This window comes from Bacillus sp. T17B1, from assembly GCF_026796395.1.
GTDB lineage: Bacteria > Bacillota > Bacilli > Bacillales > Bacillaceae > Bacillus > Bacillus spizizenii_A.
Map to the genome: position 1 here is coordinate 1 of NZ_JALAYA010000039.1, position 18,195 is coordinate 18,195.

19 protein-coding genes are annotated in these 18,195 nt (G+C 44.5%); 2 read left to right on the forward strand and 17 right to left on the reverse strand.

The genetic code is table 11. The annotated features are described in order from the left end of the window. Window positions 1–9 precede the first annotated feature (9 nt). The gene (locus MOF34_RS21050) at window positions 10–105 is read left to right on the forward strand and encodes an IS3 family transposase (RefSeq protein ID WP_419901018.1); all 96 of its coding nucleotides are present in this window, start codon (window positions 10–12) and stop codon (window positions 103–105) included. A gap of 54 nt (window positions 106–159) precedes the next feature. Here the strand turns inward: MOF34_RS21050 and ftsY are convergent, their stop codons facing one another. The 13 genes from ftsY to MOF34_RS16790 form a co-directional block, all read right to left on the reverse strand. Continuing rightward, window positions 160–1,149 (reverse strand): signal recognition particle-docking protein FtsY, encoded by a 990-nt coding sequence (gene ftsY / locus MOF34_RS16730; RefSeq protein WP_019714387.1) that lies wholly within the window; start codon window positions 1,147–1,149, stop codon window positions 160–162. A 20-nt stretch (window positions 1,150–1,169) separates the two neighbouring features. Beyond that, the gene (smc, locus tag MOF34_RS16735) at window positions 1,170–4,730 is read right to left on the reverse strand and encodes a chromosome segregation protein SMC (protein ID WP_268400954.1); all 3,561 of its coding nucleotides are present in this window, start codon (window positions 4,728–4,730) and stop codon (window positions 1,170–1,172) included. Window positions 4,731–4,831: 101 nt separating this feature from the next. Further along, entirely contained in the window at window positions 4,832–5,581 is a 750-nt protein-coding gene (gene rncS / locus MOF34_RS16740) for a ribonuclease III (RefSeq protein WP_014113767.1), read from the reverse strand. A gap of 139 nt (window positions 5,582–5,720) precedes the next feature. Then, the gene (gene acpP, locus MOF34_RS16745) at window positions 5,721–5,954 is read right to left on the reverse strand and encodes an acyl carrier protein (protein ID WP_003154310.1); all 234 of its coding nucleotides are present in this window, start codon (window positions 5,952–5,954) and stop codon (window positions 5,721–5,723) included. An 82-nt stretch (window positions 5,955–6,036) separates the two neighbouring features. Beyond that, window positions 6,037–6,777, reverse strand: coding sequence for a 3-oxoacyl-[acyl-carrier-protein] reductase (fabG, locus tag MOF34_RS16750; protein ID WP_019714385.1), 741 nt, complete (start codon window positions 6,775–6,777; stop codon window positions 6,037–6,039). Beyond that, a complete protein-coding gene (gene fabD / locus MOF34_RS16755; RefSeq protein WP_268400956.1) occupies window positions 6,770–7,723 on the reverse strand; it encodes an ACP S-malonyltransferase in 954 nt (317 codons plus the stop codon). The genes fabG and fabD overlap by 8 nt, the downstream gene beginning before the upstream one ends. An 18-nt stretch (window positions 7,724–7,741) precedes the next feature. Next, window positions 7,742–8,743 (reverse strand): phosphate acyltransferase PlsX, encoded by a 1,002-nt coding sequence (gene plsX, locus MOF34_RS16760; RefSeq protein ID WP_019714384.1) that lies wholly within the window; start codon window positions 8,741–8,743, stop codon window positions 7,742–7,744. 13 nt (window positions 8,744–8,756) lie between these two features. Further along, window positions 8,757–9,323, reverse strand: a complete 567-nt coding sequence (gene fapR / locus MOF34_RS16765) for a transcription factor FapR (protein WP_019714383.1) — start codon at window positions 9,321–9,323, stop codon at window positions 8,757–8,759. Window positions 9,324–9,431: 108 nt separating this feature from the next. Beyond that, complete coding sequence (recG, locus tag MOF34_RS16770) at window positions 9,432–11,480, reverse strand: ATP-dependent DNA helicase RecG (RefSeq protein ID WP_019714382.1); 2,049 nt, start codon at window positions 11,478–11,480, stop codon at window positions 9,432–9,434. Next, window positions 11,458–12,360: an L-serine ammonia-lyase, iron-sulfur-dependent, subunit alpha gene (sdaAA, locus tag MOF34_RS16775; protein WP_268400959.1), complete on the reverse strand. Its 903-nt coding sequence runs from the start codon at window positions 12,358–12,360 to the stop codon at window positions 11,458–11,460. The genes recG and sdaAA overlap by 23 nt, the downstream gene beginning before the upstream one ends. Window positions 12,361–12,383: 23 nt before the next feature. After that, entirely contained in the window at window positions 12,384–13,046 is a 663-nt protein-coding gene (sdaAB, locus tag MOF34_RS16780) for an L-serine ammonia-lyase, iron-sulfur-dependent subunit beta (protein ID WP_268400961.1), read from the reverse strand. A 138-nt stretch (window positions 13,047–13,184) separates the two neighbouring features. Beyond that, entirely contained in the window at window positions 13,185–14,846 is a 1,662-nt protein-coding gene (locus MOF34_RS16785; RefSeq protein WP_268400962.1) for a DAK2 domain-containing protein, read from the reverse strand. A 15-nt stretch (window positions 14,847–14,861) separates the two neighbouring features. Then, complete coding sequence (locus tag MOF34_RS16790; RefSeq protein ID WP_003221550.1) at window positions 14,862–15,224, reverse strand: Asp23/Gls24 family envelope stress response protein; 363 nt, start codon at window positions 15,222–15,224, stop codon at window positions 14,862–14,864. Window positions 15,225–15,503: 279 nt separating this feature from the next. On the opposite strand from MOF34_RS16790, the gene rpmB reads away from it, so the two are divergent. After that, entirely contained in the window at window positions 15,504–15,692 is a 189-nt protein-coding gene (gene rpmB / locus MOF34_RS16795; RefSeq protein WP_003221548.1) for a 50S ribosomal protein L28, read from the forward strand. A 72-nt stretch (window positions 15,693–15,764) separates the two neighbouring features. Here the strand turns inward: rpmB and spoVM are convergent, their stop codons facing one another. From spoVM to rsgA, 4 genes are all read right to left on the reverse strand, one after another. Continuing rightward, complete coding sequence (gene spoVM / locus MOF34_RS16800) at window positions 15,765–15,845, reverse strand: stage V sporulation protein SpoVM (RefSeq protein WP_003221545.1); 81 nt, start codon at window positions 15,843–15,845, stop codon at window positions 15,765–15,767. Window positions 15,846–15,909: 64 nt separating this feature from the next. Beyond that, window positions 15,910–16,557, reverse strand: coding sequence for a thiamine diphosphokinase (locus MOF34_RS16805; RefSeq protein ID WP_268400964.1), 648 nt, complete (start codon window positions 16,555–16,557; stop codon window positions 15,910–15,912). 71 nt (window positions 16,558–16,628) lie between these two features. After that, window positions 16,629–17,282, reverse strand: coding sequence for a ribulose-phosphate 3-epimerase (gene rpe / locus MOF34_RS16810; protein WP_268400966.1), 654 nt, complete (start codon window positions 17,280–17,282; stop codon window positions 16,629–16,631). A 4-nt stretch (window positions 17,283–17,286) separates the two neighbouring features. Beyond that, window positions 17,287–18,186, reverse strand: a complete 900-nt coding sequence (gene rsgA, locus MOF34_RS16815) for a ribosome small subunit-dependent GTPase A (protein ID WP_268400968.1) — start codon at window positions 18,184–18,186, stop codon at window positions 17,287–17,289. Between the last annotated feature and the right edge of the window lie 9 nt (window positions 18,187–18,195).

Consider the following 18,195-nt stretch of genomic DNA (forward strand, 5'->3'; position numbering starts at 1 on the left):
CACAAGAGCATTGAAGATTACATTCAATTCTATAATCACGAACGATTCCAGAAAAAATTAAACCAGTGTGCTCCGGTAGAATACCGTAACACACTGGTTGCTTAGGCTTTTTGTGGCTGTCTACTTGACAGGGGTAAGACCAAATATGAGGGCCTTTTTTTAATCGTCGGCTTTTTCCACTAAATCTGAAAAGAGTCCGTACACATACGATTCAGGATCAAATTCCTGAAGATCATCAACTTTTTCTCCTAACCCGACTAGTTTAACCGGGATTTGAAGCTCGTTGCGGATCGCAAGAACGATTCCGCCTTTTGCCGTACCGTCAAGCTTCGTTAAAGCAATGCCGGTAACGTTTGTTGCTTTAGAGAACTCTTTCGCTTGCGCCATGGCGTTTTGGCCGGTTGTGGCGTCAAGGGCAAGCAGTACCTCATGCGGCGCTTCAGGAACTTCTCTTTCGATAACGCGTTTCACTTTTTCAAGCTCTTTCATCAGGTTTACTTTGTTTTGGAGACGCCCTGCCGTATCACAAATTAATACATCGGCATTTCTTGCTTTCGCAGCATGTACAGCATCGTAGATGACAGCCGCAGGATCGCTGCCGGCCGTCTGCTTAATGACTGGCACTCCCGTACGCTCTCCCCATACTTCCAGCTGTTCAATGGCTCCCGCTCTAAATGTATCTCCGGCAGCAAGTACAACAGATTTTCCTTCTTGCTTCAGTTTATGGGCAAGCTTTCCAATTGTTGTCGTTTTGCCGACTCCGTTTACACCTACCAGAAGGATAACATTTAAACGCCCATCTTGAATATCCAACTCAGAAATTTGCTCATCTCCGCTGTTATAAATCTCGACCAGTTTCTCAGAAATAACAGATTGGACTTCCATCGGATCTTGAATATTTCTGCGTTTCACTTCTTTTTTCAGCTCATCTATTAATTCCATAACGGTTGTAAAACCGACATCCGCACTGATGAGAACCTCTTCAAGCTCTTCGAAGAAATCCTCATCCACTTTACGGTAACGGGATACAAGATCATTCACTTTGTTTTGAAAGGAGTTTCTTGTTTTTTCAAGGCCATCCTTAAACTTTTCAGATACGGAATCTGTCTGTTTTGTGATTTTCTCTTTTAATTTTTTAAAAAAGCTCATCTTTTTAACCTCTTTCCTCGTTACTGAACGAATTCTTTTGTTTCTTCCAGCTTCACTGAGATTACCTTGGAAACACCGGATTCCTGCATTGTTACGCCGTATAGCACATCCGCTTCCTCCATGGTTCCTTTTCTGTGGGTAATCACGATAAACTGGGTATCGCTGCTGTATTTTTTTAAATACTGTGCAAATCGGAACACATTCGCTTCGTCAAGCGCAGCCTCTACTTCGTCAAGGACGCAAAACGGCACAGGACGAACCTTTAAGATTGAGAATAAGAGCGCTATAGCAGTTAGCGCACGCTCTCCGCCTGACAGAAGATTTAAGTTTTGCAGTTTTTTCCCCGGCGGCTGTGCGATAATCTCGACTCCTGAATGAAGCAGATCGTTAGGATCAGTGAGCCTCAGCTCAGCTCGCCCTCCTCCAAATAAGGAGCGGAAGACGTGATCAAAGTGTGAGCGGATTTGGACGAATGTGTCGTTAAAGCGTTTCGTCATTTCTTCATCCATTTCTTCAATCACTTGGAACAGGGTATTTTTCGCTTCAGTCAAATCTTCTTTTTGTTCTGACAGAAACTTATACCGTTCGTTGACCCTCTCAAACTCGTCTATGCTTCCGAGGTTTACGGTACCCAGCTCTTCGATTGCCAGTTTAATCAGCTTCACGCGCTTTCTTGCTTCCTCTGGATCAGTTTCAAGCTGATATTTCTCTTTTGCACCCTCAAAGGACAGGCTGTATTCCTCCCGTAAGTACTGGAGTAAATTATCAAGCTCAACTTCCATTCGGCCGAGTTTGACTTCTTCGTCTTTTAAGAGCGTCGTTTTTTGTTTATAGAGGCGTTTCATTTCTTTCAGCTCACGCTCATAAGTATCAAGCCCATGCTGAAGCTTGATACGCTGATCGCGTCTTAACGCAATAAGTTCGATCGTTTTCGTTTTGTCATTCAATTTATGTTTTGCGGCCTCTTCAAGCTTTTCTTCACCGCTGGTGCTTGATGACATCTCTGACGTTAAGAAGCTTAAGTCCTCTTTCGCTTCTTTTAACGCAAGCTCTGTTTCTGTGAGCTCTTTCTTTAATCTGGCAAGGTTGTCCTCTTCACCCTTACATGCCTGCTCTTTTTTGGCAGCTGTGATTTTCAGCTCAGTCAGCTCGTTGGAGAGTGACTCTTTTGTTGAGGATTGTGTTTGTTTTTGTTTCGTTAATCTGTCAATATCCTCTTCAAGCTGTTTCATCTTTTCTGTCACGGCAGAAAGCTCTTCTTCCAGCTTGCGTTTGCGTGTTTTCTTCTCTTCATCGCTTTCTGACAGAGCAGATTTTTCTTGATCATAGAGCTCTAAATGGGTATTGATATTTTTCTCAGCAACTTGAAGTTCGTACAGCTGCCCTTTTACATCCTGCTGCTTTAATCTTAAGCCTTCCCCGGTCTCTCTTAAGTCAGCCAGTTTTTTCTCCATATCCTGAATGGATTGCTTAAGGGTTTTGACTTCTTGTTCAAGCAGTGCTGTTTTCTCTTCCATTTCAGCGAGCCGTTTGCTCACATCTTCAAGCTCCCTGCTTCTTCCTAGCAGTGAGTTATTTTTCTTTTTAACCGCGCCGCCCGTCATTGATCCCCCCGGATTCACGACATCTCCCTCAAGGGTTACGATGCGGTACCGGTGCCCCAGAAGCTTTGCTAGTTCGTTTGCTCCCTTTAAATCCTCTGTGATCAGCACGGTTCCAAGAAGGTTCTGGATGATGCGCCGATACGCAGGATCAAATGTGACAAGTTCACTGGCAACCCCGAGAAATGACGAATGCTGAGCTGCTGTTTCCGCATCCCGGCTTTGAAGCTGGCGGTCTTTAATAACAGAAAGAGGCAGAAACGTCGCCCGGCCGAAGGAATTCTGTTTTAAATATTGAATCGCTTTACGGGCAGACTGTTCGTCGTCGGTCACGACATGCTGGGCAGAAGCGCCGAGCGCAATTTCAATGGCCGTTTCATACTTCTGTTCTGTTGAGATGAGCTCAAGGACCGCTCCGCGAATACCGCCAAGGCGCTCTTTCGCTTTCAGCACTTCTTTAACGCCTTGATAAAAGCCGGAGAAATCCCCCTGCATCGTCTCAAGCATGTCCTTTTTCGATCTCGCTTGCTGAACGTATTGATACGCCTGATACAGTGCAGATTCATTTTTTTCGTATTGGCGCTTTTTCTGCTCATATTTTGTCTGCATATCACGATAAGCACTAACTTGGCTGTGAATCTCCTGCTCGATTCGGGCAAACTCCGTTTCATATGCTGCTTTTCGCGCAGAAATATCGCGCCGTTCCTGAAGATGCTTTTCATTGTTGTCCGCAAGCCTTTGCAATACAACAGCCGATTGGGACATCTGGTCATCCAGCAGCTGGAGCTCATTGCGTATCGAAGCCTGGCTGTTCAACAGCTCAAAGTAATCGCTTTTCAGCTGCTCAATTTTCTCTTCGACATTTTCATTGTGAAGACTGAGAGCCTGTTGCTTTTCTTTTACCTGAGCCCTTAACTGTTTCACCTCTGCCTGAAGAATTTCGAAGATAGCTTCCTGCTTCGCAAGCTCTTCTTTCAGCACCGTTTCTTTTTGTTGAAACTGTACAATAGCTTCTTCAAGCTGTTCTTGGTTATGCACAGCGTTTTTCTTACGTTCTTTCAGGACTTCTTTACGGCCTTCAAGCTTTTCCAGCTCTTCACTCGTCACCAATAAGACCTGCTGGAGCTCATTTACTGATTCATCAAGCGCTTGAATTTTGTCTCGCGTATCCTCAATCTTTGCTTCTCTGGCAGAAATCGCAGACGATTCAGCGAGCTCTTCTTCCTTAGCGAGCTGCACTTTCTCTTTAAGAGTTGACCATTTCCCATGCAGCTCTTCGATATCATAGGCAGTCAGCGCAATTTCAACATGCTCCAGCTCTTTCTTTTTTTCCAGGTAGTCTTTCGCTATTGATGCTTGAATTTTAAGAGGTTCAACCTGTCCTTCAAGTTCATGTAATATATCTTCAACCCGGTTTAAATTGTCCTGTGTCTCAAACAGTTTATTTTCTGCTTTTTTCTTTCTTGTTTTATATTTAAGCACCCCGGCCGCTTCTTCAAAGATGCTGCGGCGATCCTCCGCTTTGCTGCTAAGGATCTCTTCCACTTTCCCTTGACTGATAATAGAAAATGCTTCTTTCCCAAGGCCAGAGTCCATAAATAAATCAATAATATCTTTTAAGCGGCACGGCTGATTGTTAATCAGAAACTCACTCTCGCCTGATCTGTATACACGTCTTGTGACACTGACCTCATGGAAGTCAATCGGCAAGAAATGATCATCATTATCAAGAGTAAGCGTAACTTCAGCTAGATTTAATCGTTTTCTCGAATCACTGCCGGCAAAAATAATGTCTTCCATTTTTCCGCCGCGAAGAGACCGTGCTGATTGTTCACCGAGAACCCAGCGAATGGCATCTGTGATGTTGCTTTTTCCGCTTCCGTTTGGGCCGACAACAGCTGTCACGCCTTTAACAAAGTCTACAGAAATCCGTTCTGCAAATGATTTAAATCCTATAACGTCTAAACGTTTGAGGAACATAGCGATCCTCCTTATGTAATAAGTATTTCAATTCTATCATAAAACATGGGTGAAATAAGACGGCATACATACTGAAATCCCCCTTATGATTCAGGGGGATTTTATTGTCTCGTATGGTGTTTTTGCAATTTAGCTAAAGCTTCCTGAGCAGCGTGCTGTTCGGCTTCTTTCTTTGAACGGCCGTTTCCGACTCCGAGTGGTTCACCTTTTAGAGATACGATGGCTTCAAATTCACGGTTATGCGCAGGTCCTTTTTCGTTGGAGATTTTATACTCCAAAGAGCCTTTGCCGTCCCGCTGCACATATTCCTGCAGCTGGCTTTTGAAATCCATCACATGAGAAAAAGCACCATCGTTAATTTTAGGGAACACATAGACTTTTAAGAAACTTTCGACCGGCTCTAATCCCTGGTCAAGGTACAAGGCTCCAATAAATGCCTCAAAGACATCCGCCAATAGTGCAGGACGCTTTCTTCCGCCTGTCATTTCCTCACCTTTACCCAAGAGGACAAGGTCGCCGAATGACAATTCGTGGGCCAATGAAACGAGAGACGGTTCGCATACAATCGCGGCTCTCAGCTTCGTCAAATCTCCTTCACTCATAGCCGGATACTTGGCAAATAAGAATCTGGAGATCGTCAGTTCCAAAACAGCGTCACCTAAAAATTCAAGCCTTTCATTATCCTCATACGGCTTTTTCCGATGCTCATTCACATAAGATGAATGTGTAAATGCTTGATACAAAAGCTTTTCATTTTGAAAGTGAACCGAAATCCGTTCTTGAAACTCTTTAAACTGTTCTACTTTTTTATAGAACTTTTTTTTATCTTTATAATGTGAGTGTTTTGACATAGTAACCTCCATAGGCACATCAGGTTCACCGCGCCTCTCTGACTAAACCGGATACAGCGCGCGTAAAAGCGGCATGCTGTAATAACTGCACGAATAAAGGGCTAAAGCCCCGCGTTTCGGCGGGACTTTTAGCATCAGCTTATTGCTGGTTTTGTATGTAGTTCACAGCGTCGCCGACTGTTGCAATCTTTTCAGCATCTTCGTCAGAAATTTCCATATCAAACTCGTCTTCAAGTTCCATAACAAGCTCAACTACATCTAGGGAATCAGCACCTAAGTCTTCCTTGAAAGAAGCTTCAAGTTTGACGTCTGCTTCATCAACGCCAAGGCGATCTACGATGATTTTCGTTACACGCTCTAATGTGTCTGCCATAGCAATTCACCTCCCCTCAAGTATTATAGTGGATTCGTTTTTAAAAAACTAGAGAAACTATGATGAAATTTCGAGAAAAAACTTACATCACCATTCCGCCGTCAATATGTAGCGTTTGGCCAGTCATGTAACGAGCTCCCTCTGAAGCAAGGAACGTGACAACGCTGCTGACGTCACCAGGTTCGCCAAAGCGTGCGAGCGGAATTTGTTTCAGCATTTCGTCTTGAACGTCTTTTGCAAGCTTATCTGTCATATCAGTTGAGATAAATCCAGGCGCAATCGCATTTACCGTAATATTGCGGCTTGCGAGCTCTTTAGCAGAAGATTTTGTTAAACCGATTACGCCGGCTTTTGCAGCCACGTAGTTGGCTTGTCCAGGATTTCCGCTGACACCGACGATAGACGATACGTTAATAATTCGGCCTGAACGCTGTTTCATCATTTGTCTTGTAACAGCTTTTGTGCAGTTAAAAACACCCTTCAGGTTAATGTTAATGACATCATCCCATTCATCTTCTTTCATTCTCATGATAAGGTTGTCTCTTGTAATTCCGGCATTATTAACTAGAATATCAATCGCAGAAAAAACAGAAAGCGTTTCTTTTATCATGTTTTGTACATCTTCGGGATTTGATACATCCGCTTTGACAGCAATTGCTTTTCTGCCCATTGATTTGATTTCATCTACCACTTCATTTGCTTTCGCTTCATTGCCGGAGTAGTTGACGACAACGTTCGCCCCGCTTTTTGCCAGGTCAAGGGCGATTGAGCGGCCGATTCCGCGGGATGCGCCAGTGACAATAGCTGTTTTGTCATTAAGCATTTTCATTTTCCTCCTTAAGCGTTTGAATTGCCAGCTCGATCGTTTCCGGATCTGATACAGCAATTGTTTTTAAGCGTCTGTTTACTTTTTTCACAAGGCCTGAAAGCACTTTTCCGGGACCGATTTCAACAAAAGTCGTCACACCCTCTGCAATCAGCTTGTTTATGCTTTCCTCAAAACGAACAGGAGAATAGAGCTGCTCAATGAGTTTCTCTTTGATTTCTGCTTTTTCAGTCATGACGTCAGCAGAAACATTTGAGATGACCGGAACGTCAGCGTCTTTTATGTCACAGGAGTCCAATACTTCTTTTAGCTTTTCAGCAGCAGGCTTCATCAGTTCGGAATGGAACGGACCGCTTACTTCAAGCGGAATGGCACGTTTTGCACCGTTCTCTTTTGCCTGTTCAGATGCAAGCTCTACACCTTTAGCTGTTCCAGAAATAACAATTTGTCCAGGACAGTTTAGATTTGCAAGCTGTACAAGATGGCCTTCCTCCGTGACTTTATCGGTTACTTGCTTTAATGCTTCGGCATCCATGCCAAGAATCGCGGCCATCGCTCCTTCGCCAGCAGGAACTGCTTCATTCATAAACTCTCCGCGTTTTCTGACGGTATAAACAGCATCTTTGAAAGACAGCGCGCCAGACGCAACAAGTGCGGAATATTCACCGAGGCTGTGTCCTGCTGTGAAATCAGGTGTAATGCCTGATTCTTTAAATTTCTCAAGAACAGCAATGCTTGTCGTCAGTAAAGCAGGCTGCGCATTGTATGTAAGTGTTAACTCTTTGGCATCACCTTCAAAAATCAGTGAGCTTAGTTTTGTTTCCAATGTTTCATCCGCTTCATCGAACAGACGCTTTGCAGCAGGCACCTGCTCATAAAGCTCTTTCCCCATGCCGATAAATTGTGATCCCTGTCCCGGGAACAAAAACGCAATTTTACTCATGATGTAAAAACCTCCAGACTATTCATCTGTTTTTTCTTCTTTAACTTCTTCCTGAATGAGCGCAGCCACATTTTGGGTGACCATCTCTCTTGCTTGACGAATCGCATGAAATATAGCATTCGAATCTGATGAGCCGTGCGCCTTGATCACAGGCGCTTTTAAGCCGAAAAGACTTGCTCCGCCATAATTCGAATACTCCATTTTTATTTTCATTTCTTTCAACTTTGGCTTCAGCACAGCTGCTGCAAGCTTTGATGTGAGATTAGACGTCATTACTTCTCTCATCATCTTAAAAATAGATAACGCAGAACCTTCGAGCGTTTTGAGTGTAACATTCCCGGTAAAGCCGTCTGTTACTACAACATCCGCCACATCATCTAAAAGGTCTCGCGCTTCCACATTTCCGATAAAATGAATGTTTGCTGTTTCTTTTAATAGTTGAAACGTCTGCTTCGTCAGTTCGTTTCCTTTTTTATCTTCTGTTCCGACATTTAAAAGCCCGACTCTCGGTGAAGTGACTCCGCGCACTTGCTGAGAATAAACAGAACCCATGATGGCGTATTGAACGAGGTGCTCCGGTTTGGCATCGACATTGGCGCCGACATCAAGGAGAAGAAAACCGTCTCCTGAAACAGTCGGAAGTGTCGGGGCAAGCGCCGGGCGGTCAATCCCTTTAATTCTTCCGACAATAAACAGACCGGCTGTCATTAACGCACCGGTATTCCCTGCTGAAATGCAGGCGTCAGCTCTGTTTTCGGCAACTTCCTGCGCCATAAGGACCATAGATGAGTTCTTTTTTCTTCGTACGGCACGGACCGGTTCATCCGTAGGCTCAATCACTTCATCTGCGTGCAGCACCGTGATGCGATCTGATGTTGTTGTTAAATGTGATTCTATCGTTGTTTTGTCACCGACAAGTGTGATATGGAGATCATCAAATGCCTCTATACCCTTTATAACTCCGTCAATAACGGCTTTGGGAGCGTGGTCTCCTCCCATTGCATCTACAGATATTCTCATGCATGCTCCACCTTTATGAATGTTTTGAACGGTACATGTCAAAATGTCCAGAAAAAACAATTTCTTCGCCGACATAGCTGTTCACTTCGACAACTGTTCTTCCTTTTCCTTTTTCGACGGCCGTCACTTTCGCTTTCGCTACGACACGTTCACCCTGCTTTACCTGTCTTGTAAAGCGGATGTCCGCACTTGCAGTCAGCGCCAGCTCGTCATCAATGACTGCAACAGCCAAAGAATTCGCCTGCGCAAATAAATGGTGGCCTCTCGCAATCTGATTCCGGCTGAACACATGCTCCTGCTTTATTTCTAAAATGGATATCGCCTGATCATCCAGCTCAAGGTCAATAATTTCTCCGATCACTTCATCAAGTGACAGGGATTTCACTTCATCTTCAAGCGTTTTCTCTGCCACGTTCTTAATTCTTTCTCTCAGCTCCGGTATGGAAAGCTCTAAGCGGTCCAAACGTATCGTCTGGATGCTCACCCCAAATTTACCTGCTAATTCTTCATCTGTAATAAAAGGGGTTACTTGGATCGTCTGCTGAAGTAATTCCTGGCGTTCTCTCTTATTTCTTCTCATATCTAAACACCATCCGGACAATTAAGACTAGGTACTAATAGTAGTATATAATTTCATAGATTGGAATGCAACGATTGTTTCTGGTTGAACACCAAAAACTTCTGGTACTCAGCTTAATTTTTCCCCGTCCATTACTCCGCTCTTCAGCAATTGTTCTCTCAGCACACCGTATTCCGGCTCCTTCCAGAACGCATCAGAAGCCACAAGATTCGCTGCATCTTGCCTTGCCGTTTCAAGCGCCCTGTAATCATGAACCATGTCCGCTACCTTGAATTCAGGCATTCCGCTTTGTTTTTTCCCGAAGAAATCTCCCGGGCCTCTCAGTTCCAGATCCTTTTCAGACAGCTCGAAGCCGTCGTTGGTCTCGGACATAATTCTCATCCGTTCTTTCCCTGTTTCTGATTTAGGGTCGGCCATCAGAATGCAGAAAGATTGGTGCTCGCCCCGTCCGACACGGCCGCGCAATTGGTGAAGCTGTGACAGCCCGAAACGATCGGCGTCATAAATCACCATAATAGTTGCATTCGGAACATTCACGCCGACCTCAACAACAGTGGTTGATACGAGAATTTGACACTGATTCGCGCTGAATTCTCTCATGACCTGATCTTTTTCATCGGAATGCAGCTTTCCGTGCATAAGTCCGACGTTCCATTTTCCCCGAAAAATGTCAGATAGCATATTGTACACGTCAATGGCGTTTTGCACATCGAGCTTGTCTGATTCTTCAATCAGCGGGCAGATAATATAGGCCTGTCTGCCCTGCTTTAATTCTTTTTCGACAAATGCCAAAATACGGTCCAGCATATCATGCTTTACCCAATAGGTTTCGATTTGTTTTCGCCCCGCCGGCATTTCATCTATGACAGATACATCCATTTCACCGAACACTGTGATGGCTAACGTTCTTGGGATTGGAGTGGCTGTCATAAAGAGAACATCGGGATCCTGCCCTTTATTCCGAAGCTTTTTACGCTGCTCAACTCCAAATCGATGCTGCTCATCTGTGATCACAAGACTTAACGCCTTAAACTCCACCTCATCCTGAATTAAAGCGTGGGTCCCTACAAGAATATCAATCTCTCCCGCCTCAAGACGTTCAAGCAGTTCTTTTCGCCGCTTCCCTTTAACAGAGCTTGTCAAAAGGGCCACACTGACATCCCACTTTTCAAATAGTGAAACGAGCGAATCCGCATGCTGTTCGGCCAGAATTTCTGTCGGCACCATGAGCGCACCCTGGTATCCGGATAGGATGGCGGCGTAAAGCGCAATGGCGGCGACTGCCGTTTTTCCTGATCCAACGTCCCCTTGAAGAAGACGGTTCATTCTGTATGGAGATGACATGTCTGCTGTTATTTCGCGAAGCACTCGCGACTGAGCGTTTGTGAGGGGAAACGGGAGGCTATTAATAAATCTCATGAGTTCTTCATTTGAAAAACGCTGCCGTATCCCTTGAGTCTGCTCTCTTTCCGCCTTTCGGAACGCTTGCATTTTCAACTGAAACAACAAAAATTCTTCGTAAACAAACCGGCGTCTGGCAAGCTTTAACGCTTCCCTTGTTTCAGGCTGGTGCATTGCTTTTAACGCCTGATGATAGTCCGGCAGCTTATATCGTGTTTTTAACTTTTCCGGAAGAGGATCTAAAAGTGAATCTGCATATTGGGTCAGCGCCTGCTGAATAAAGCGTCTCATCATTTTGACGGTAACATTTTCTTTTACAGAATACACTGGTTCAATGCTCTTATCCTCTTGGTGCGGACCGTTTTTCAACTCCTGAACAGAGATGGTTTGGCGGTGCTTGTCCCATTTTCCGGAGACCGTCACAACAGAACCCAGAGAAAGCTTTTTCTTCAAATAAGGCCGGTTGAAACATACGGCTGTAACTAAATAGTGGCCAACAAGAACCCTAAATGTCAGCCTGTTTCGTTTCTTTCCGTAATAGGTAAGAGAAGGCTCTGAATGAACCTTCCCTTCGACTGTAACTCTTTCATCATGCTTTACTTCTTCTAAATCCCTCAGCTCGTAGTCATCATAGCGATAAGGGAAATAATTCAGAAGATCAGAAATGTCATAAATACCAAGTTCATTCAATGTTTTTTCTGTTTCCGGCCCAATACCCTTAATGTTAGCTATACTAGTTTGCTGATGTTGTTTCACTTGAACCTAGCGCTCCTCCGAAAATTTTTTTCTCTAATTCTCTTCCTGTCGGTGTTGCTGCTAAACCGCCCTGGCCTGTTTCTCTAAGCGCAGTGGGCATCGTTTGGCCAATTTTATACATGGCATCGATAACCTCATCACATGGAATGCGGCTTGTAATGCCTGCCAATGCCATATCAGCAGCAATCATCGCATTTGAAGCGCCCATTGCATTCCGTTTTACGCAAGGGACTTCAACAAGCCCCGCAACAGGATCACACACTAGACCGAGCATATTTTTTAATGTAATGGCCATGGCCTCCGCGCTTTGTTCGGGTGTTCCGCCTGCCATTTCAACAATCGCCGCAGCAGCCATGCCTGAGGCTGATCCAACCTCTGCCTGACATCCCCCGGCGGCGCCAGAAATACTTGCGTTATTAGCCACGACAAATCCGAAAGCCCCGGCTGTAAATAAAAAGCGGATCATTTGTTCTCTTGTTGGGTTCAGCTTTTCTTTTACTGCAAATAACGTGCCAGGCACCACACCGGCAGAACCTGCAGTCGGTGTCGCACAAATCGTTCCCATAGCCGCATTTACTTCATTTGTTGCAACAGCTTTCGATACAGCATCTAAAATAAGCGGGCCAGACAGGCTTTTACCCGATCGAATGTAGGCCTGTAATTTAACGGCGTCACCGCCTGTTAAGCCCGTTTGGCTCGCAACTCCCTCGAGACCTTTCTGGACCGCAGCCTCCATAACAGTCAGATTGTGGTCCATCTGCTGAAAAATCTCTTCTTTTGTTTTTTCTGTTACTTCCATCTCTTGCGCAATCATCACTTCAGAGATGGATATTTGCTTTTCTTTAGTAATATCAATTAATTCCTTTACATTACGAAACATAACTGGCTCCTCCTGACCTTTCGCTAGTCAGCAATCTTTGTCACTTGAATAATATTCGGCAGCTTCGACAGCTCGTCGAGAACGTGGTCGTCAATATTTTGATCGACTTCTATTGTCATCAAAGCAAGCTGGCCGATATCCTTTCGGGCTACTTCCATATGTCCTACGTTAATTGAAAATTTCGCCAGAACATTGGCAACTCCGGCAATTGTGCCAAACTTGTCATTATGAACAACTAATATGGCTGGATGATTTCCTGACAGCCTGAGTTCAAAACCATTTAATTCTGTGATTTCAATCTTTCCTCCGCCAATCGAAATACCCGTCAGCTCGAGCTCTCCCTTTTCATCAGAGATAGTGATTTTGGCTGTGTTCGGATGGACTGGGACAGCGTCTTCAACCCGAAACTCTATATCAATTCCTTTATCTTCGGCAATTTTTATAGCTGTTTTAATTCGTTCGTCGAATGTATCAAAATCAAGCAATCCGCCGATAATCGCGACATCTGTGCCGTGGCCCTTGTACGTTTCCGCAAAAGAACCGTAAAAGGATACAATGATGCGCTCAGGCTCTCTGCCAAATAAACTTCTGGCCACTCTCCCGATTCTCGCCGCTCCCGCTGTATGCGAGCTGGACGGACCGATCATCACCGGGCCGATAATATCAAAAACGCTTCTGTATTTCATGCTATTCCTCCTTATGAACCAGAGTTTATAAGCGCTTTGTTTTTAGACTAATTGATCAGATATAAAATGGCAAGCGGGCGCGTTACAGCGCTGCCGCACTTAAAAGCAGACATAAGAATAGAAGGGCAATTTGCCCTTCTATTCTGCAGAAACGATATACGAATACAGCGGCTGTTTTCCGTTATGCACCTCAACCTCAATCTCCTCGTACTTTTCACTGAGAAACGCTTCAAGCTCCTCAGTTTCTTCCTGAGACGCATCCTCACCATATAGGATGGTGACAATTTCGTCGTCTTCTCCAATCATTTCTGACAACAGCATTTTCGCGGCTGACAGCTGATCTTCAGCAGTGCCGATAATCGTTCCATTCAGGATCCCCATAAAATCGCCTTTTTTAATGTCTTTGCCGTCAATATGAGTATCTCTGACTGAGTACGTCACCTGCCCGCTTTTTACTTGTTGGATGGCGCTGAGCATATTGGCTTTGTTCGCTTCAGCTTCTTGATCCGGATTAAATGCCAGCAGGGCTGACATCCCTTGCGGAACCGTTTTGGCCGGAATGACAAAAACCTTTTCATCCATTACACTGGCCGCTTGGTTAGCTGCCATGATAATGTTGGAGTTATTTGGCAAGATAAACACCGTTTCTGCATGCAGAGATTTTACGGCCTCGACAATATCCTCAGTGCTCGGATTCATAGTCTGTCCGCCTTCGATTACAACAGAAGCGCCGATGCTTTTGAATAAGTCAGAAATGCCTTCTCCCATCGCCACAGTTACAATGCCATACGGCTGCTTTGCCGTTGATTTTTCGTTGTTAGCAGGGTTGCTTTCTTGGCTGATGATGGAGGTATGCTGTTCTCTCATATTCTCTATTTTAATTTTGATTAATTCACCGTAATGCTGGGCATAGTTTAATACATTTCCCGGCTCTTCAGCATGGATATGCACCTTCGCCAGTGATTCATCCGCAATAACTAACAGAGAATCACCAAACTGGCTGAGGTCTTGTCTGAAAGTACCTTCGTCGAATTCTCGTTTTGTCTGATCGAGCCTTACCATCACTTCGGTACAAAAACCAAATTCAATATCTTCGGTATTCATCATGCTTTGCGCGCTTTTATGATGCTCTGCGCTGACCATGTCGTCAAGTGAGGGAAGAACAGCTTTCTGAGGCACAGTTTCACCTCTTAATGAAGCTAGGAAACCTTCATACACACAGAGCAGGCCTTTGCCGCCGCTGTCGACGACTCCTACTTCCTTCAGGACAGGAAGCAATTCAGGGGTCCGGTTTAAAGACGCCTCTGCTTCTTCTGTCACTGCAGTCATCAGCATTGTGATATCGGTTTCTTTTTCTGCCAGGGTTATCGCTTTTTTCGCAGCGTCTTTTGCAACTGTTAAAATGGTGCCCTCTACAGGTTTCATGACAGCTTTATACGCCATGTCAACACCTGCTTGCAGCGCAGCGGCAAACTCCAGAGCATTAATTTCTTTTTTTGTTTCAATGCTTTTACTGAATCCGCGGAACAATTGGGACAGGATCACTCCTGAATTTCCGCGCGCTCCCATGAGCAGTCCTTTAGATAACGCGGAGCCTACCTTCCCGATATCATCCGTATTCATTTGCTCCACTTCTCTGGCTCCGGAAGTCATCGACAGATTCATGTTTGTTCCAGTATCGCCGTCCGGCACCGGAAACACATTCAGCGCATCAACCGCACTCGCATTTTGAGACAGATTCTGCGCTCCCGCAAGAATCATCTCGGCAAAGGTTCTGCCGTCTAATGTTCTGATAGACAATCCTACTCCTCCTAACTACGGGTTCGTCACTCGGACACCTTGGACATAAATATTAACAGAGTCCACTTCCAGTCCGATGGTTTGATTTACGGTGTACTTTACTTTTGTTTGGACATTATGTGCCACTTCAGAAATTTTCGTGCCATAGCTGACAATGATATACATGTCAATATGTATCTGTTCTCCTTCTTGGCGAACTTGGACACCCCTGCTGAAATTCTCTTTCCGAAGGATTTCAGTCAGTCCGTCTTTGATCTGGTTTTTAGAGGCCATGCCGACAATGCCGTAACAGTCAATCGCCGCGCCTCCTGCAACCATCGCAATGACTTCATTAGATATATCAATCTGCCCGTACTTCGTTCTTAATTCAATGGACACACTAGTTCCTCCTTCGAATGCATAGAGTTACAGCTATTCTACTATATGGTTTCCATTATGAAAAGAAAAGACCTGGCCATTATTGCCCGTCCCTCTACATATACTATAGCACCGCTGTTTCTGCAAGATGTCAAGTGAATTTTCTTGAAAGATGATGAAACAATAGTTGCAAACGTTTTTTAGCTGTGGTAAATTATTTAAAGTATCCATATCGAAAGCATCTCAAGACCATATGAATGTTGAAAAGTAGATGTTTTGTGCAAGTGAGGAGGGAAACAAATGGCACGTAAATGCGTTATTACAGGTAAAAAAACAACAGCTGGGAATAACCGTTCTCACGCAATGAACGCTTCTAAGCGCACTTGGGGCGCGAATCTTCAAAAGGTTCGTATCCTTGTGAACGGAAAACCTAAAAAAGTATATGTATCTGCTCGAGCTTTGAAATCCGGTAAAGTTGAGCGTGTATAACAAAATGAACGCCTGCCTCGATAAGTGGCAGGCGTTTTTATGTGGTGAAAGAGGGCTCTGAACCCCTGGGCTTTAATCTTTTCTAAATGAGCCCAGCATCGCCCGGACAATTCCTCCTAAAAACTTCGGCAATTTAATGGTGTAAAATTTCATTTTTTGTCCCCTCCTATAACGTCCCGTAACCGCCTGTTCATTGGTTTCAGCATGAAAGCACAAGCTAATCCGTGCTTCTTATCATTATTAATATGCCTTTTGCAAACGAAAAAGTACCTCGTGAATGAATGAGTTCGTTACTAATACATAGTGTTGAACCGAGCATAATATGACACTTATTTAGCGGATATTTAAAACCAGTCAGGGTCAGCTCATGTATTTCTTCGGAAAACGGTATGAAAGAGATATATCGCTTGTTTTCATCCTTCTCAATATCATATTCACCGGGAGGGAACATTTGAATATGATTTTGTTTGTCTATCAGCCTAATTTTTATATTCGTTTTTACACCTCTGTACAGAAGCTGAATGTTGCCTAAAAAATGATCAGCTCTGCCGCCTGTAATGCCGAAGATCTGAATGATATCCGGTTGCTTTTCCAGTGCCCAATCAAGGGCGAGGTCTAAATCTGTTTGATCTTTTTCTGCTTGATACACATGGAGTGCGGGAGCGGCTTTTTGAATACGGAAGCGTTCTTGCTCTGTTATGCTATCAAAATCTCCAAAGGCTTCATCAGGAATGATCCCGGCATCTAAAAGAGTGACGGTGCCTTTGTCAACACCGATCCAAAGGATGTGCTCAGCCGCCGTATAGCAGGTTAGATCGGGAATGAGATCTTTAGGGCCTCCCGCAACAATATTGATTGTTTTCATTTCTGATTCCTTTCTCTGCATACAGGAAAAAGAGCTTAGGCCTCTGTACGCCCAGCTCTTTTTTCTGCTGCTTATTTACTTCCTCTAATTTCAGAAATTGCTTTTTTGCGGTCGGGCTGGCCATAAACAGCTGAACCGGCAACGAGTAAATTTGCACCCGCTGCAATGACTAACGGAGCGGTTTCCTTGTTGACACCGCCGTCTACTTCAATTAAAAGATCTTTTTTTCCTCTTTCTTCAGCCAATCGCTTAACCTCTTTGATTTTAGGAAGGACGGAATGAATAAATTTCTGCCCGCCGAATCCCGGGTTCACCGTCATCAAAAGAACAAGATCAAGGTCGTCAAAAACGTGCTCGATGACTTGTACAGGCGTATGCGGGTTTAGAACAACACCGGCCTTTACACCTTGTTCCTTAATGAGCTGGATGGTGCGATGCAGGTGCGGACATGCCTCAGCATGCACAGACAGGATATCTGCGCCCGCTTTCGCGAAAGCGGGGATGTAACGATCCGGCTCTTCTATCATTAAATGAACATCAAGCGGCAGATCTGTTACCGGACGGACAGCTTCTACAATCAGTGGACCGATCGTGATATTCGGGACGAAATGGCCGTCCATGACATCAATATGAATAATATCGGCCCCGCCCTTTTCTACATCTTTAATCTCATTGCCTAAAGCGGCAAAATCAGCGGAAAGAATAGATGGTGCAACCTTTATCATTATGCTAATACCTCGGCTTTCTGTCTTTAATCTCCGTCATAAATTCAACATAATGGTCATAGCGGTACTGCTTTAATTCCCCGTCTTTAACGGCTTGTTTCACCGCACATTTCGGCTCTTTTAAATGTAAACAGCCTCTAAATTTGCATGAAGAGCTTTTTTCTCTCATTTCAGGGAAGGTATAGCCCAGCTCTTCTTCCTCAATGTCTGTAAATTCAAGCGAGCTAAATCCCGGAGTATCCGCAACCAAGCCTCCGGACGTGTGAATCAACTCCACGTGGCGGGTTGTGTGTTTCCCGCGGCCCAAATGCTCGGAAATCTCGTTTGTCTTTAAACCGAGATCCGGACTAATTGCGTTGAGGAGCGAGGATTTTCCAACACCGGACTGACCGGCAAATACCGTTGTTTTGTTCTGAAAATGCGGGATGATGTCCGCTAAACTGTCTTGGTCCTTAGAGGAGGTGAGATACACGTCATAACCAATATTTCGGTAGTCTTCTGCATAGGCTTGAATCGCAACTTGTGTATCTTGATCTTCAATCAGATCCATTTTTGTAATGCATATAATTGGCTGAATATCATTGGCCTCAACGAGAACCAAGAAGCGGTCGAGCAATGCCGTGCTGAAAGAAGGCTGAACCGCTGAAAAAACAAGGACCGCTTGATCAATGTTGCAAATTGGCGGCCTGATCAGCTCATTGGTTCTTTCTTTAATTTCTAACAGATATCCCTCTTTGTCATTTTCAGCTTGATACACAACGTAATCACCGACAAGAGGGGTGATTTTGTTCTTTCTGAAAATACCTCTTCCTCTGCATTGTATTACTCTATTTGAATCATCCTCTGATTCATCCAGTACATAGTAAAAGCCGCTTAGCGCCTTAATAATTTTGCCCTCAGGCATATTTTCCCT